The organism is Bifidobacterium margollesii, from assembly GCF_002860355.1.
Classification (GTDB): domain Bacteria; phylum Actinomycetota; class Actinomycetes; order Actinomycetales; family Bifidobacteriaceae; genus Galliscardovia; species Galliscardovia margollesii.
The window spans coordinates 82,680-98,569 of sequence record NZ_NMWU01000011.1 but is presented as its reverse complement, the minus strand read 5'-3'; the positions used below and the strand labels follow the sequence as shown (position 1 = coordinate 98,569).

The following is a 15,890-nucleotide window of genomic DNA, read 5'->3' as shown; positions in this document are numbered from 1 at the left end:
AAACGTCGGCGGTGATCCCAAGATCCCGATCGATTTCGGCCGATGTCCGCTAAGCATGGTCGATCGCCGTCATGCATGGTTGCGGCGTGGCATGATGGCGATATGCATGATGGTGTTTATGGTGATGGCGGTAACGGTATTGCGGATGGCGGTAACGGTATCGCGGGCGATATGGGCGGATTCGATATGGGTGGATTCGGCAAACGGATGCGAATAACCAACGTCCGTATTCCGGGAACCGATCGCATTGAGGACGTAACTGTGGAGATCACCGGGGATGGCGGTCGGATCGCCGAAGTCGCTCCGGCCGACCGGTCTCCGATCCGGGGCGGCAATACGACCGTCGGCACGGCGACGTCGGCCGGTGATATTTCCCGGACCGCCGATACGGCTGCCGAGGTCATCGACGCCGAAGGCCGGTGGATCATCCCCGGATTGTGGGACGGACACACCCACTTCACCCAGTGGGCCTCGACGTTCGGCCGGCTTGACCTGCTGCGTGCCGGCAGCGCCGGCGAAGCGATGGCGATGCTGCGCGATCATCTGAAGACCCTTCGCCGCTCTCCGGCCGGACTCTCCCCGGACGCCATCGTCGTCGGCATGCGGTTTCGCCATTCACTGTGGTCCGACGCCGACCAGCCGACGCTGGCCATGATCGACGAGGCCTCCGGAGACCAGCCGGTCGCACTGTCCAGCGCCGACATGCACTGCGGATGGGTGAACTCCGCGGCGGCGCGCATGCTCGGCGTGCATGTGGGCGACAGCGGTCTGGTGGGGGAGCTCGAATGGTTCGACGCCTACGCGAAACTCGACGACGCCAGCGGCGCGGAACAACTCAGGCTGATCGAAACCGCCGAACGGGATGCCGCGTCGAAGGGCGTGGTCGGCATCTGCGACTACGAAATGGCAGACACCATCGGTCAGTGGACGGCGAGATTCGCCCACGGCATCGATTTGCTGCGCGTGCGCGTGGGCATGTACCCCGAATATCTCGAGCGGGCGGTCGAGGCGCACCGGCATGGCGGCGACGAGATCCCCCACAGCCACGGCCTCGCACGCATCACCACGCTGAAGCTCATCTCCGACGGTTCGCTCAACACCCGATCCGCCTACTGCTCCCACCCATATACCGGCATCGTGCCGCCCACCCGAGGCACGATGAGCTACAAACCCGAGGAGATCGAACGGTACATGAAACTGGCCAGTGACAACGGGTTCGACGTGGCCTGCCACGCCATAGGCGACGAGGCGAACAGCATCGTGCTCGACGCCTTCGAGCACACGGGAGCTGCCGGTGCCGTGGAACACGCCCAGCTGCTCAAACCCGAAGACGTCGAACGGTTCGCGAGGCTCGACCTCACCGCCAGCATCCAGCCGCAGCATGCCGTGGATGATCGCGATGTGATCCCTCGATACTGGGCCGACATGATCCGCGACGACGGACTCATGCCCTACGCCTTCCGCTCGCTGCACGACGCAGGCGTGCCGCTGCGGTTCGGCTCCGATGCGCCGGTGGCGGTGCTCGACCCATGGGTGGCGATTGCGGCTGCGGTGTATCGCACCGGAGACGAGCGCCCGGCCGACGATTCGGCTCAGACGCTCGACGTGCGCACGGCGATCGCCGCTTCCGCCTTCGGGCGTGGCACTCGGGTGGCGGCGGGGGATCCGGCTGACCTGGTGCTGCTCGACGCCGACCCGTTTGCGGCGGGCGGGCCGAACGGATCGGCGCAGGCGTTGCGCAACATGCCCGTGGCGGCCACGATGTGCGCCGGCCGATGGACGTATTCCACGCTGTGACTCCCCGCGTTGCCGTGGTGTGATTGCGCCACGGCACTGTGACCGCGACATCGTGGTGTGATGGTGCCGTGGTGTGATGGTGCCGTGGTGTGATGGTGCCGCGGTGCCTCCGCCGATCCGTCGAACCGGCTCCTAAGATGGATCGTAGGGTCGGCGGCGCTGCCGGCCGTAATGACCGCAAGGAGGTTGTCATGGATACGATGCAAGTGATCACCACGCGAAAGACCTGCCGTTCGTTCACCGACGAGCCGGTCACCAAGGAGCAGATCCAGACGATTCTGGAGGCGGCGAACGCTTCGCCGATCGCCATGCATGATTTCGAGGCCGTGCAGATTTCGGTGATCAGCGACCGTAAGGCCATTGACGCCATCGACGCGCTCGCCGGTGCGAATGGCGGCCGTATGGGCACCGGCCCGACGTATCGGGCGCCGGTGCTGATTCTGGTCTCCGGTTCCGAGGACGGCATGGAGCGGGGGACGAACTACTGCAATGCCGGATGCATCATCGAGAACATGCAGCTGGCCGCCACCGAGCTTGGTCTGGGCAGCGGATATGTTCTCGGCGTGATCAAGAGCCTGCAGCAGCATCCCGAGATGTTCGCCGCGCTGGGCGTGGACGAGGGGTTCGTGCCGGTTTCGGCCATGACGCTGGGGCATCCGGCCGATCCGGATCTGCTGGCCGAACCGCGCGAGGCCACCACCGCGAACATCATCACGCATTTCATCTGATCGCCGGGCCTCGTCGGGGTCCGAGCACCTGTGGGGTCTGCACATCCGTGGTTTTTCGGGAGTCGGCGCGGTTCGGGTGCCGATGGATTTAAAACTTGAGTCTGTATCACTCAAGTTTTTCACTGTGGGTAAACATTGATGACGGTTCCCGCCGAGCGACCTATAACAGGAATTGCAAGGCGAAGGTGGGAGCCCGAGATAAGGGCTCCGGAAGCGGCCACGAAAACAGATCGCCGGCCGACCGAAAGGCTCCGGCCGGCGATCTGAAGCCAACCCGCTTCTCCTCCGGATATGAAGGAGTACCGATTATGGCGATGTTTCCGGCTTTGATGAATGACATGATGTTCTCGGATCTGTTCGATGATCCGTTCTTCGGTGATTGGCGTGGCACCCGCAATGCCGGTCAGGATATGCAGAACGGTCAGGGTCTGATGTCGATGAACTCCATGATGAGCACCGACGTGCGCGATATGGGCGACAAGTACGACGTCGATATCGATATGCCGGGGTTCAAGAAGGACGATATCAAGATCGAGCTGAACAACGGTTATCTGACCGTCACGGGCTACAAGAACAGCGCCACGCAGACCGGTGCCGATACGGCCGATGCGAACGCCGCCGCCAATGGCGGTCAGGCTTCGGGTGCCGGTGCCGAGGATGGCAAGTGGCTGCGTCGCGAGCGCTACAGCGGTGCGTGCTCTCGTAGCTTCTACGTGGGTGACGGTCTGAAGGAGACCGATATCCACGCCAAGTACGAGAACGGTACATTGTGCCTGACCCTGCCGAAGATGGACGCTCAGCCTCAGGTAGAGCAGAAGCACACCATCGCCATTGAGGACTGAGTCCGTTAAGAAAACGATCCTTACTCGGCTTCCCCCCCCCTGTGGGGGAAGCTGTCTGCCTCCGGCAGACTGATGAGGGTGATGTAGGCGACGCTTCGTGTAATACAGACAATATCGACATGACTTGCGGGTCTGTGGGGAGTGATCCCCGCAGACCCTTTGTCGTTTCCGCCGCCCGCGGCCCCTCATCCGTCCGGCTGCCGCCGGTCACCTTCCCCTCCAGGGGAAGGCAAGGAACAGGCCCCTACGCCAGATGCTCGCGGCAGGTCTGGCCGAGCCCTCGGGCCAGACGGATCGGATCGAGGATTTCGTCCAGCTGTTCGGCGGGCAGGGCGGTTCGTTCTCCGGCCACCTCGCGTACGGTCCGACCGCTTTCCACGGCTTCCTTCGCGATGTCGGCCGCGTGCTCGTACCCGATGTACGGGTTCAGCGCCGCGGAGATCGACGGCGAGGATTCGGCGTATCGGCGTCCCGTGGCCACATGCACTTCGATGCCTTCCACGCAGTTCCTGCGGAACACGTTCATTGCGCGGGTGAGCAGCGTCATGCCGGTGAGCAGTTCATGCACCATCAGCGGGTCGAAGGCGTTGAGCTGCAGCTGGCCTTCGGCCACGGCCCAGTTCACGGTCACGTCCATGCCGAAGATCGTGAAGCAGCACTGGTTGACGCATTCGGGGATCACGGGGTTCACCTTCGCGGGCATGATGCTCGACCCGGCCTGTCTTGCCGGTACGGTCAGATCGTTGAATCCGGCGCGCGGGCCCGAGTTGAGCAGTCGCAGATCGTCCGCGGCCTTCTTCAGGTGCACGGCGAGGTTCTTGATCGCGGCCGAGGTGGCCACGTAGGCGCCCATGTCGGTCATGGCGGCCACCGGATCCGGTGCGGTGGTGACGGGCAGCCCGGTGATGCGGGCCAGATGGTCGATGGCCGATCGGCGGAATCGCAGATCGGCGCAGATGCCGGTGCCGATGGCGGTGGCGCCGAGATTGAGCACGGCGAGCTGCGGCACCACGCGGTCGAAGGCGTTGAGATCGGTTTTCAGCAGCGTGGCGAAGGCGTGGAACTCCTGGCCGTAGGTCATCGGCACGGCGTCCTGCAGTTGCGTGCGTCCGATGGTCACGTCCTCGATGTGCCGGTCGGCGAGATCGTGGAAGGCCTTGGCGAGCTTCTTGGCGCTTTCCGCCAGCGGGCCGATCGCATCGATCAGCGCGAGCTTGCAGGCGGCCGGATAGGTGTCGTTGGTGGACTGCGAGTGGTTCACGTCGTCGTTGGGGTGGATGTACTCGTAGTCGCCGCGCGGTCGGCCGGCGAGTTCCAGCGCTCGGTTGGCGATCACCTCGTTCATGTTCATGTTCGCGGACGTACCCGCACCGCCCTGCATCACGTCCACCGGGAACTGGTCGGCGAGTTTGCCGCCTTCGATCTCCTCGCACGCCTTGCGGATCAGCCGGGATTTCTCCGGGTCGAGCAGGCCGAGCTCCTCATTGGCCGCGGCGCAGGCGCGCTTCACCGTGGCGTAGGCGCGGATCAGTTCGGGATGTTGGGCGTCGGTGATGCCGGAGACCGGGAAGTTGCCGATTGCGCGCTGCGTATGGATGCCCCAATACACGTCGGCCGGCACTGCCATCGAGCCGATGCAGTCGTGTTCGAGCCGGGTGTTCGTCGTTTGCGTCTTCTGTGTCTGCTCCGCCATGATGTCCTCCATGTGTGCTGATGACCGCATGTGTTTGATGGTCGTCGTTCGTCCGCGCTTTCGCCGCAGGCGCTTCCCTATCGGTCTTCTGATGTTCATCATGACCGAATGCCGCATGAAACACCATAGTTCAGCTGCGAAAGAAATGCGACGCAGATCACGGATCGGTTGCATCGGCATCGCGGTGTCCTCATCATGACTGCAGTGGGTGATGAGATGGTTTCCGGTGATGAGATGCCTTCGAAGCACAATATGACAGGGATGGTCATAAGCGACGAGAGGAAGTTGAGAACGGTATGACTGCGATCAGCCAATCAGTGGAAAGATCGGTGGAGACGCCGATCGGTCGGATGGTTATGACCTCCGACGGCGAATCGCTGACCGGACTGTGTCTGGAGCATTGGTGGTGGCGTGCGTCGGACGCGCGGTGTGGATCGGGTTCCTGTGGAGAGGGTCGCGGATCGGCGGAAAACGTGTTCGACCTCACGCGACGCTGGCTTGACGAGTATTTCGCGGGGCATGATCCGGGATTCACGCCGCCGTTGAATCCGCAGGGCAGCGCGTTTCGGCGCGAGGTGTGGGCCGTGGTCGCCGAGATTCCCTACGGTCAGACGATGAGCTATGGCGAGATCGCCGCCGAGCTGGCCGAACGCCGGGGTGGACGGCGTATGGCCGCGCAGGCGGTGGGTGGTGCGGTGAAGCACAATCCGATCACGATCATCGTGCCGTGTCACCGCGTCGTCGGTGCCGGTCGGTCGTTCGGCGGATACGGCGGCAGGCTTGACGTCAAGGCCGCGCTGCTGGAGCATGAGGGGGTTGATCTCACCCGGTTCGATCTGCCGGAATCTTGAGGTCGGCGTTTGAAGGACGTTCGGTGAATCCGGTTGGAAGTTGATGAATCGCGGGTTGCTGATTGGTTGACAAAAGGTTGCAAACACTGGGTTTTCTAAGAGAGTCAATATTCTTTATTCTGCTACGAAAAGCCGATCGGGTATAGGGTTTTACCCTTTGGCGTAACCAGTTTCAAAAGCTGTTCTCTGGCGTCCAGAGCTCCTACCATAAGGGGTATGAGCATTCCAACTGAATATCCAATGAAGCAATATCTCGGTGGCATCGTTGAGGCTGTTAAGGCTGCTCCCGGCAATACCGCCAATCCCAATGACGTGGAGACCATTCGGTTCTACGGCGAGCTGGGGAACGACGCCCCTGATTCGCAGCTGCCGAACGTGCTGGTCGCCATCGCCCGTGTGACCCGCGCCGTTTCCGAAGATGCCGATGCCAAGGCCAAGTTCACCGCGGCCGATGGTTTCTCCTACGTGAAGAAGGCGCAGAGCGCCATCATGGCCACCTTGGACAAGGAGTCCGAGGATCTGGTCAAGAAGCGCGGCTGAATTTCTTCCTCCCCAACCGCGCTGAACCCGGTCGATGTGGTGCATGCCACGGCGACCGGGTTTTTTCATGCCAGAGTTTTGTTAGGTACCTCGCTTTAATCTGCAAGGCACCTAACAAAGAACCACGGTGCTCGCGTGCCATTATGCTGCGGGACCATGTGGATATGGGGAAATGATTGGGGATATCGATGGAATCTCATGAAATGAGCGACGTGCGGATTGCGGAGCTGTTCCATACGGTGGCGCGGATGAGCCACCGTCGAGACGTGGCAAGAAAAGGGTCGCCGATCTATGGCAGCGGACAGTATCGATGCCTGCTCACGATCGAAGGACTCGGCGAAGTCAGCCAGCGGAGGCTCGCGGCGGTGCTGGGAATCCGGGCCGCTTCGCTCAGCGAACTACTCGGCAAAATGATCGCCCGCGGCTGGGTGCGACGGACGCCACACCCGCAGGACGGCCGAACCTACCTGATTGCGCTCACCGAGGAAGGCCATGCCGAAGCGATCCGTGTGCGGTCAATGGATGGGGGCTCCGCCCACGAGCTGCTTGAAGCACTGAGCGACGACCAGCGCCGACAATTCGCCGAGATCCTGGAAGCCATTCGCGACCACTATATGCAGCTGCGCGGCGAGGAGGCGTGACATGGCCGACACGAACCACGAATCCCCGGCGCTGTCCGCGGCCACAACGGCCAACGAGACGCATCGGCTGCCGGAACGCCGTCGCACGATGATCTTCATCAACATCATGCTTTCCTGCATCGCCGCCACCACAATGGCCACTGCGCTCACCACCGCGTTCCTGATCACAAGGTTTCCCACCAAGCGCCTGTACCTCATCGGCGCGGCGTTGTTCATCCTCGGATCGGTCGTCTGCGTGCTGTCGTCGTCGTTCCCGATCATCATGATCGGCCGCGTACTTCAGGCCGGAGGAAACGCCCTGCTCACCGCGCTGCGTACCATCGCCGGCGCAATAGGGCAGGCGGTGTTCGTCGGGCTGATGGGCGTGCTCAGCGCACCCGAGGCGGCCACCATGCAAGGCCTTAATCTGACCTTCCTTGCTATGGGGGTCAGTGTCGTACCGTTGGTGCTGATACCACTGGTGTTCCTACGGGTGAAGCGGGGCTGACGGCTGATCTTCCTCAGTGAACGATCAGGTATTGCACGCAAAAACCGAGGTAAGTGCGGAGTGGTTCATAAGGGGCGTCCAAGTGGGTTTTGCGGCTCGTGGGGTCTAATGAAGACTCGAACGCAGAACCGAATGCTTCGGGCGGCGGCAGTTCCGTCGCCCGCATGACGAAAGGACCCATCATGACCAGCTCCCTGACCGATTCCCTGACCAGCTCGATGACCGACCGTCGGACCGATACGGACGCACGTCAGATCGAATTTCCGGCCGATCGCCGAACCGTCTTCGTCTCCACCCAGCCCGGCACCATCGCCGTGACCGGCCGAACCTTGTCGTTGCGGCATATCGCCGCTGCGATAGCCTATAGTCCCGGTTTGGCTCATAGTCCTAGTTCCTCCCACGGTCCGAACTTATCCCGTAGGGCCGGATTCCACCGTTCCGGGACGACCAAGCTTGCGCGGACATGATCCGCGAATCCGGTGCGCCGCGTGATCTTCAGGTGGGTGCCGTCGGTGTTTCCCCGCTGACATTCATCGGTGAGGACGCCGACGGCACCGCAGAAATCATCGGTGTTTCCGCTGTCGCCGCATGGTGATTTTGCCGGAGTGGTGATGACTGGAAACTGGCGTGACACGCCGATGTGTTGTCATTGGGTTGAAAGTCGTGTATATTACCTCTCCGTTGCCTGTTAAGGCGACAGACTGCGGACATAGCTTAGTTGGTAAAGCGCGACCTTGCCAAGGTCGAGACCGCGGGTTCGAGTCCCGTTGTCCGCTCGCAACCGGGCGGTTGGCGCAGAGGTAGCGCACTTCCCTGACACGGAAGGGGTCACAAGTTCGAATCTTGTATCGCCCACGAATGCGAGGGGAGCCTCGCGTTTCTTATATCCGAAGCAATTCGGGCGATTGGCGCAGCGGCTAGCGCACTTCGTTCACACCGAAGGGGTCGCAGGTTCGATTCCTGCATCGCCCACACAGATTCGTGCCGGTCAAGTGACCATAGTTCAATCGAACGACTCTTCTTCTCCTCGATGTTGCATCAAAGACAGTGCTTTATCTCGCCGTATCGGTTTGGCGGGAGAGTCGGCGAATCAATTGATATTGCATCGTGAACGAAGGTTTTGTCAATCGAATGACGTGGCGCTATAACAGGTGACGTGAAAAACCCGGATGAGCGACTGATCACGCGGGACGTGGCGCTGGTGATGCTGGCCACGTTCTGCTTCATGGCCAGCAATACATTGTCCTCGCTGCTGATGGCGGGGTTTTCGGAAAGCCTTGGCGCCTCCGGTGCGATGATGGGGCTGGTCGCGGGCATGATGAGTCTCGTCTCCCTGTTCTGTCGCCCGATCGCCGGCAATCTGTCCGACCGCGCCAGCAAAAGACTGCTGGTCGGCGTCGGCTCCGCCCTGTATCTGATATCGAGCATCTGGTATGCCACGGCTTCAAGCCCGGTATCGCTGCTGCTCGCCCGCATGGTCAACGGTGTCGGATTCGCCTGCTGCTCGGTATGCCTGGCGACGTGGATGTCGTTACTGCTGCCGATACGTCATATGGGAGCCGGCATGGGACTGTATGGCACCACGAATGCCCTGGCCATGGCGCTCGGCCCCGCCACCGGCATCACCATGCATCGGCTGATCGGGTACCGTCACACGTTCATCATTTCCATGGTCATGGCCATGCTGATGGTGATATCCGTGATGTTCATCAAGAATGGCGGTCATCCGGTCGCCAAACCCGCTCCTCGACGTCGTTTTTCCCTGCGCAGTATTGTGGAGCCGCGAGTTGTGCCGCTGTCATTGGTGTTCATGCTGTTCGCGATTCCGTATTTCGCCACGCAGTCGTTCATCGTCATCTATGCGAACACCAGGCATCTCGCCGTCGAGGTGAGTCTGTTCTACCCCTGCTATGCCGTGGCGCTGCTGATCATGCGCATCGGGTTCCGAGACTGGTTCGATCGTAAAAGCTTCCGGTTCTTCCTCGTCGGCTGCTCGGCTGCGATGCTCGGGTCGCTGCTGTGTCTTGATTTGATGACCGGTAATGTGCTGCTGCTGCTTGCCGCCGTGCTGATGGCCGCCGCCTACGGCGTGATGAGCTCGGTCACACAGGCGCAGGCCGTGATCATCGCAGGCAAGGCGCGCAGCGGCATCGCCAACGCCACCTACTATGCGGGCATCGATCTGGGGATGACGCTCGGTCCTGTGCTCGGCGGCATGCTGTACGGCGGTGTGCCGATCGCCTGGTTCTACCCACTGTTCATGCTTGTCATGCCTGCCGCCTGGCTGCTGTACGCTGCCAGCGCCGGATATGTGCATGGAGGTGGGGCGGGATCCGCCGTCTGACGTTGCGTCAGCGATTGCCGCTGCGCTACCGGCTGACGCTGTGGGCCAGATTGATCTCGATGGCCAAGCGATAGTAGTCGATCAGTCTGTCCACCATCGCCGGCCAGGTGCGAGCCTGTACGATTCGGTGACCGGCCGTCCCCATACGCTTACGCAGGGAATCATCCGTAACGAGTGTCTCCACGCAGCGGTGCAGATCCGCGTCGTCCTGCGGGTCGAACAGCAGACCGCTTTCACCTTGGCGGACCAGATCGATCGGGCCTCCGCTGTCCGGGGCGATCACCGGCAGACCGCTGGCCATGGCCTCCTGAATCGTCTGCCCGAACGTCTCCTCGGCTCCGGTATGCGTGAAGATATCCAGCGCGGCATAGGCGTCGGCCAGATCGTCGCCGTGCAGCATGCCGGTGAACACCGCGTTCGGCAGCTGCTCATGGAGTTCGGCCTCGCAGGGGCCGCCGCCGACCACAACCAGCTGCACGTCGAGATCGGCGAGCACGGCAAGCCGATCCACCTGCTTTTCCGGGGCGAGACGACCCACATAGCCGACGACGGGAACCGTGCCGTCATGGCTCCACTGGCGGTGCAGCTCCTGAACGTTGGGCGTGCTGCGCCGTTCGGGGGTGAACAGCGTCGAATCCACGCCGCGACCCCAGATGCGGATGAGTTTCGGATCAACGCCGAAGGATTCCAGACGCTGCCGGGCCTGATCGGTGGGGGCGAGCGTGAGTGTGGAGAGATTATGCATCTGCGCGATACGATCCGCCACGATCTGTTCGGCCTTGTCTCCGGCGGCCTCGCCGATTCGGCGCAGCCAGCCATTGTGGTGTGGAGTGGGACGGGGATCGACGCCATCGATGGTTTGCCGGGCGAATCGTCGGGCGTACTGGGCCACGTCGGTCTGGTAGATCGCCACCGTGGGCACGCCGAGCTCCTCGCCGGCGATCAGCGCGGCATGGCCGAGTTTCGAGATGGGAGCCGCGATATGGATGATGTCGGGTTTCGGGCCGTTCTTGATCTCCTGGATCACCGGGGTTTTCGTGCAGATGGCCACGTTGAAGTTCTGGATCGGCCACGAAGGCTCCTCGGTCACCGGGAAGCCGTCGTATGTGCCTCCCTCCGGTGCCGGCTGTGGTGCGATCACGCGGGCGTCGAATCCGCGCTCTGCGAAGCGGTCGAGAATGCGTTTGACGCTGCCGCTGACGCCGTTGGTCTGCTCCAGCGAGGATTCGCTGACGATCAGCACGGAAAGGCGGCGGCCCTCATACGAAGCATCCGCCTGCGCCGATGCCGTCTGATCCTCGCCGACGCGCGGCGCGTCTGTATGTGTGGACATGAATACTCCCGATGAAAGAATCTTCCTTCCATCGTAGATTTGCCGATAGGGGCTATCCGACGCTATGGATGAACGCCCCGTAAATTCTTCGGTGCATGATGTGCTGCACTGGGAGGTCCCCTCATCCGTCCGGCTTCGCCGGCCACCTTCCCCCAGGGGAAGGTAAGAAACGTTGCGCGTCGGCTTCGCCGGCCACCTTCCCCTCAAGGGGAAGGCAGGAAACGTTGCGCGTCGGCTGCGGCGGATGCCTTTTCCCGGTGGGAAGGCTGGAAGGATTATGCGCCGCCATGCCGCAAACCCTTGGAATCGCAGGGATGCAACCGATGGTTGCGTGGGGTTTTTGGGTTGCGATTCGCCGATGCAACCTCAAGATGGTGGTGGGCCTTCGGCCGGTCTGCGGCCGATGTCAGTAGCCGGAGTCGATGAACACCCAGCCGTGGGCGGCCTTCGGCGAGGAGGGGGCGTAGGCGTAGGTGTCCGTCCAGCCGGTCTGCTCGTCGGTGCCGAAGCTGCCATCGCCGCCGGTGGGACATTGGAAATCGGATTGGAAGATGACGACGCGGTCCATGCCATACGTATCGATGGCATCCGACATGGACGAGCTGGAACCGGGGGAGTCGATGGTCATCTGGTGTTCGAGTCTGAGCTGTTCGTTTGACCATGCCTCGTCGTAGCGGATGCGGTCCATTCGGCAACCGTGCCAGTCGTGGTGTTTGCGGTCCAGCATCACGCCGATCGCATCGTCGATCTGACGATGGGTGAATTTGTCGCCGGTTCTGATCGCGTACTGCGTATGGCTGACGTCCAACGGACGGCTTGGCAGCCAGAGCATGGCATAACCGACGTATCCGATGATGGCGGCCAGCACCAGGACCGCCGCGATGTCGACCGTTCGAGGTCTTGATCTGAACGAATGACGGTTTGATGCGTTCATGCGTACAGTATACGATCGCGCGGCCTGTGGTGAAGGTGATGGGGCAGTGATGGATTCCTGAATTCGAGCGAGTGCGGAACGGCGTGGAGCAGCGATACGGCGATATGCGGTTTCGGTGGCCCACCCTCAGTCCGCCTCAGGCGGACAGCTCCCGCCGACGGGAGCGGCATTGCCTGCAACGTGGGCACTCGCTCCCGCTGGCGGGAGCTGTCACGCGCAGCGTGACTGAGGGTGGGCACTCGCTCCCGCTGGCGGGAGCTGTCACGCGCAGCGTGACTGAGGGTGGTCAAGTGACTGGATGTGGCCGGATAAGTCAGCGTGACTGAGGGTGGTCAAGTGACTGGATGTGACTAGATGAGCCAGCGTGACTGAGGGTGGCCGGATGAGCCGCAGCTACGCCGTTTTCGTCGGATCCTTCTGCAGGGTGAGGAACACCAGCGCCACGACGAGCAGGATGGCGATGGAGAGCACGCCGAAGCTCGCGTTGCCGGTGAGGGTGGTGGTCGTGGCCACGAGGAAGGTGCCGAGGATCGACGCGGTCTTGCCGAAGATGTCGTACAGGCCGTAGTACTCGTTGGCGTGATCCTTGGGGATGATCTTGCCGTAGTACGAACGGCTCAGTGCTTGGATGCCGCCCTGGAACATGCCGACCAGAATGGCGAGGATCCAGAACTCCAGCGCCGCCTTGAGGAAGAACGTGGCGAAGAACACGATGCCCATGTAGGCCACCACAGCCACCGTGATCATCGGTTTGCAGCCGAAACGGCCGGCCAGACGGCCGTAGATGATCGCGCAGGGGAACGCCACGAACTGGGTGACCAGCAGCGCCACCACCAGCTGGGTGGAGTCGATGCCGAGCTGCGTGCCGTATGAGGTGCTCATCGAGATCACCGTGTTCACGGCGTCGATGTAGAAGAAGAACGCCACCATGAACATCCACAGCGGCTTGTTCTTCACGAGTTTGCGCAGCGTGCCGGCGAGCTCGGTGAACGTGCCGCGCACGGCCTCGCGCGTGTGCTCGCGGGTGGCGCGGTAATGCACCTGACGGTAGCTGGTGATCAGCGGGATCGTGAACGCCACCCACCAGACGGCCGTGATGACGAAGCTTGCGCGCGTGCATGCCGTGGTGGACCAGCCGAACAGCGCCGGGCCGCCGAAGATCAGCGCGATGCAGGCGATGAACGGAATCGTGGAGCCGACGTATCCCCAGCCGTAGCCATGCGAGGAGACCTTGTCCATGCGCTCGTTGGTGGTGGTGTCGATGAGCATCGAATCGTAGAACGTCAGCGAGCCGTTGAGACCTATGGTGGCCAGCACGTAGACGACGAGGAACGGCAGCCAGGTGAGCGGCAGGGCCATCGCGCAGCACATCACCGCGCCCGTGCCGAAGAAGCCGAGGAAGAACTTGATCTTCATGCCCTGCACGTCGGCGATCGAGCCGAGCAACGGCATCAGCAGGGCGATGACCAGCGAGGCGATGGTCTGCGCGTAACCCCACGCAGCGACGATGTTGCCGTCATCGGGCATCAGTGACTTCGCGTAGATCGGAATCACCGCGGTGGAGAGCAGTACGAACGCCGAATTGCCTACGTCGTAGATGATCCATTTCTTTTCGCGGGCGGAGAGCCGGTCGGTGGGTTTGAGTTGCGTGCGGCCGTCGGCAGGGAAATTCGTGTCGGACATATTGCCTCCTCATCGCAGATCGCCAAATTTCATCGTAAAGGTACGAGCGGTGTGCGATGAACGCCGATCATGAACGGACGGTGAATTGCCGGAGGATTGCGTGATTCGGCGATTGCGTTCAGAGAACGTTCGGTGCTCTTCAATGAAGTCACGTACACTCGAACAGTATGACGTCACCACAGCCTGAATCGAATCATTTCCCCGAACCCGATTCCTCCGCGGAACGGAATCGTTCCGGTGAATCGGGATCATCCGCCGATCCGCAATCCGGGGCACGGGAATCCGACTCCTGGCAGCCTGAATCCCCGCAGCCGGGCCTCGGTCCGCAATCCGGCCCACGGATGGGATCCGGGGCGCAGACGCAATCCGGCCCACAGGCGAATGGCCGCTTCCGCTCGCCGATCGATCCGTATCTGTCCGCCGATCAGCCGGCTGCACAGTCTTACCCGACGCAACCGTATGGCCAGCAGGTTCCGTATGGCCAGCAGGTTCCGTATGGTCAGTCGCCGTATGGTCAGGCACAGTATGATCAGCGGGTTCCGTACGGTCAGGTTCCGTACGGCCAGCCGCAATCCCGGTATGGGTATGGGCAGACTCCCCAATCGTATCCTGCGCAGCCACAGTCGTACGCCTCGGAGCCATACTCGACTTCATACGATCAGTATGGTCGGCCTCAGACCGCTCAGTCCCCGTACGGTCAGCCGTATGGTCAACCCCAATATGGTCAGTCCCCGTATGGCCAGCCGCAATACGGCCCATACGGCCCGGCGCCCATGCCATATCCCGCGCCGGCCGTCGCCCCGGGCGTGCCGAGGGAGATCAACGGCATCCAACCCGCGCAGACCGACGATCGCGGACGGTCGTTCCCTACGGTGAACCTGCAGTGGACCCGCAAGGCGTTCTCGCGCATCGGCTGGGCGGTGCTTGCCCTGCTGCTGATCACCAATGTGGCCGCGTCCATCTTCGCCGAAGGCCTCAATGCGGTGTTCCCCGGGCTTACCGGCAACGGTTCCGTGCAGCTGCTGCTGTCCGCCGTGCCGCAGTATCTGATCGCCTTGCCGATCACGCTGGCGATCCTCAATACGCTGCGTCCCATGCCGCCTCGGCCCGTCGCCGGCGATCCCGATGCCAGGCCGGGCGTCGGTCGCTATCTGTCGTTCTTCGTCATGGGCGTGCCGATCATGATGGTCGGCAGTCTGCTCGGGTCGGTGATCTCCGACATGCTCTCCGCCGGTCAGGCCTCGAACGCGCTCGACGAGGTAGCCTCCGACAACTCCATCGGTGGCATCATCCTGCAGTTCGTGGTGTTCGTGGTGCTTGCCCCGCTGGTCGAGGAGTATGTGTTCCGCAAGCAGATCATCGATCGCACCCGTGTGTACGGCGAGGGCCTGTCCATCATCTTCTCCGCCCTGATCTTCGGCCTCATGCACGCCAACTTCTACCAGTTCTTCTACGCCTTCGGCTGGGGACTGCTCTGGGGATACGTATATATGCGCACCGGTCGTGTGCGCTATACGATCGGCTTGCATGCGCTGGTGAACCTCCTCGGTGGCATCGTGTCCCCTATGGTGCTCGACGGGCTGAATTCCGTGGCGTGGACCGTGCTGGAAACGGGAACCGCCCATGAGCGTCAGGCCGTGCTGCGCGAAAGCTGGCCGGTCATGGTGGCGCTGGCGGTGTACATCCTGGCGATGATCGCGCTCTTCGTGGCCGGCGTGGTGCTGCTGATCATCCGGCGTCGCGGATTCGTGCTGCGGCCCGCCCCGCAGGAGCTGCTGCCGGGCAATCGGGCGCGGATCGCGTTCGGCAACGCCGGGGTGGTGGTGTTCGTGGTGCTTACGGTGATGGTCATGCTGATCGTTCCCGTGATCTCCGGGCTGGCCGCCTACGCCTCCTGACCGGCTGATGTGTGCCCTGACCGGTGGATGCACGCCGGGGGATTCCGGGCGAGTCATGGGTTCGGTAGAATGTGAAAGACTCGGCATGATACACGCATTATTTGCTTCTTTGCGGATTT

15 protein-coding genes and 3 tRNA genes are annotated in these 15,890 nt (G+C 62.2%); 14 read left to right on the top strand and 4 right to left on the bottom strand.

Going from position 1 to position 15,890, the window contains the following annotated elements; translation table 11 throughout:
• The first annotated feature begins 186 nt into the window (after positions 1-186).
• The 3 genes from Uis1B_RS04005 (at position 187) to Uis1B_RS03995 (ending at position 3,367) form a co-directional block, all read left to right on the top strand.
• Positions 187-1,797, top strand: a complete 1,611-nt coding sequence (locus Uis1B_RS04005) for an amidohydrolase (RefSeq protein ID WP_423734858.1) — start codon at positions 187-189, stop codon at positions 1,795-1,797.
• Between the two features lie 191 nt (positions 1,798-1,988).
• Positions 1,989-2,525 carry a nitroreductase family protein gene (locus Uis1B_RS04000; protein WP_165782720.1) on the top strand — a complete coding sequence of 179 codons (537 nt, stop codon included), beginning with the start codon at positions 1,989-1,991 and terminating at the stop codon, positions 2,523-2,525.
• Between the two features lie 308 nt (positions 2,526-2,833).
• On the top strand, positions 2,834-3,367 hold the full coding sequence (locus Uis1B_RS03995) for an Hsp20/alpha crystallin family protein (RefSeq protein WP_101615794.1): 534 nt from the start codon (positions 2,834-2,836) through the stop codon (positions 3,365-3,367).
• Positions 3,368-3,611: 244 nt separating this feature from the next.
• On the opposite strand, the gene Uis1B_RS03990 is transcribed toward Uis1B_RS03995, so the two are convergent.
• Positions 3,612-5,060 (bottom strand): aspartate ammonia-lyase, encoded by a 1,449-nt coding sequence (locus Uis1B_RS03990; protein WP_165782719.1) that lies wholly within the window; start codon positions 5,058-5,060, stop codon positions 3,612-3,614.
• Positions 5,061-5,410: 350 nt separating this feature from the next.
• Between Uis1B_RS03990 and Uis1B_RS03985 the strand changes: the two genes are divergently transcribed.
• From Uis1B_RS03985 to Uis1B_RS03945, 10 genes are all read left to right on the top strand, one after another.
• A complete protein-coding gene (locus Uis1B_RS03985) occupies positions 5,411-5,911 on the top strand; it encodes a methylated-DNA--[protein]-cysteine S-methyltransferase (protein WP_165782723.1) in 501 nt (166 codons plus the stop codon).
• 240 nt (positions 5,912-6,151) lie between these two features.
• On the top strand, positions 6,152-6,451 hold the full coding sequence (locus Uis1B_RS03980; protein WP_101615790.1) for a hypothetical protein: 300 nt from the start codon (positions 6,152-6,154) through the stop codon (positions 6,449-6,451).
• Between the two features lie 203 nt (positions 6,452-6,654).
• On the top strand, positions 6,655-7,092 hold the full coding sequence (locus Uis1B_RS03975; protein ID WP_101615788.1) for a MarR family winged helix-turn-helix transcriptional regulator: 438 nt from the start codon (positions 6,655-6,657) through the stop codon (positions 7,090-7,092).
• Position 7,093: 1 nt separating this feature from the next.
• A complete protein-coding gene (locus tag Uis1B_RS12310) occupies positions 7,094-7,579 on the top strand; it encodes an MFS transporter (RefSeq protein WP_101615786.1) in 486 nt (161 codons plus the stop codon).
• A 182-nt stretch (positions 7,580-7,761) separates the two neighbouring features.
• On the top strand, positions 7,762-8,046 hold the full coding sequence (locus Uis1B_RS03965) for a hypothetical protein (protein WP_101615784.1): 285 nt from the start codon (positions 7,762-7,764) through the stop codon (positions 8,044-8,046).
• A complete protein-coding gene (locus Uis1B_RS12430) occupies positions 8,043-8,174 on the top strand; it encodes a hypothetical protein (RefSeq protein ID WP_279324931.1) in 132 nt (43 codons plus the stop codon). Before Uis1B_RS03965 ends, Uis1B_RS12430 begins: the two co-directional genes overlap by 4 nt.
• Positions 8,175-8,282: 108 nt before the next feature.
• Positions 8,283-8,355: transfer RNA gene (locus tag Uis1B_RS03960), tRNA-Gly, on the top strand.
• A gap of 7 nt (positions 8,356-8,362) precedes the next feature.
• Positions 8,363-8,434: transfer RNA gene (locus tag Uis1B_RS03955), tRNA-Val, on the top strand.
• 44 nt (positions 8,435-8,478) lie between these two features.
• Positions 8,479-8,551 (top strand) — tRNA-Val (locus Uis1B_RS03950).
• Positions 8,552-8,735: 184 nt separating this feature from the next.
• Entirely contained in the window at positions 8,736-9,923 is a 1,188-nt protein-coding gene (locus tag Uis1B_RS03945; RefSeq protein ID WP_243390246.1) for an MFS transporter, read from the top strand.
• 25 nt (positions 9,924-9,948) lie between these two features.
• Here the strand turns inward: Uis1B_RS03945 and Uis1B_RS03940 are convergent, their stop codons facing one another.
• The 3 genes from Uis1B_RS03940 to Uis1B_RS03930 all read right to left on the bottom strand — a co-directional run bounded on the left by Uis1B_RS03940 (position 9,949) and on the right by Uis1B_RS03930 (position 13,873).
• Complete coding sequence (locus Uis1B_RS03940) at positions 9,949-11,256, bottom strand: glycosyltransferase family 4 protein (protein ID WP_101615782.1); 1,308 nt, start codon at positions 11,254-11,256, stop codon at positions 9,949-9,951.
• 406 nt (positions 11,257-11,662) lie between these two features.
• Positions 11,663-12,190 carry a hypothetical protein gene (locus Uis1B_RS03935; protein WP_101615780.1) on the bottom strand — a complete coding sequence of 176 codons (528 nt, stop codon included), beginning with the start codon at positions 12,188-12,190 and terminating at the stop codon, positions 11,663-11,665.
• 393 nt (positions 12,191-12,583) lie between these two features.
• A complete protein-coding gene (locus Uis1B_RS03930; RefSeq protein WP_101615779.1) occupies positions 12,584-13,873 on the bottom strand; it encodes an MFS transporter in 1,290 nt (429 codons plus the stop codon).
• 773 nt (positions 13,874-14,646) lie between these two features.
• Between Uis1B_RS03930 and Uis1B_RS11980 the strand changes: the two genes are divergently transcribed.
• On the top strand, positions 14,647-15,771 hold the full coding sequence (locus Uis1B_RS11980) for a CPBP family intramembrane glutamic endopeptidase (RefSeq protein WP_101615775.1): 1,125 nt from the start codon (positions 14,647-14,649) through the stop codon (positions 15,769-15,771).
• The last annotated feature ends 119 nt before the right edge of the window (positions 15,772-15,890 follow it).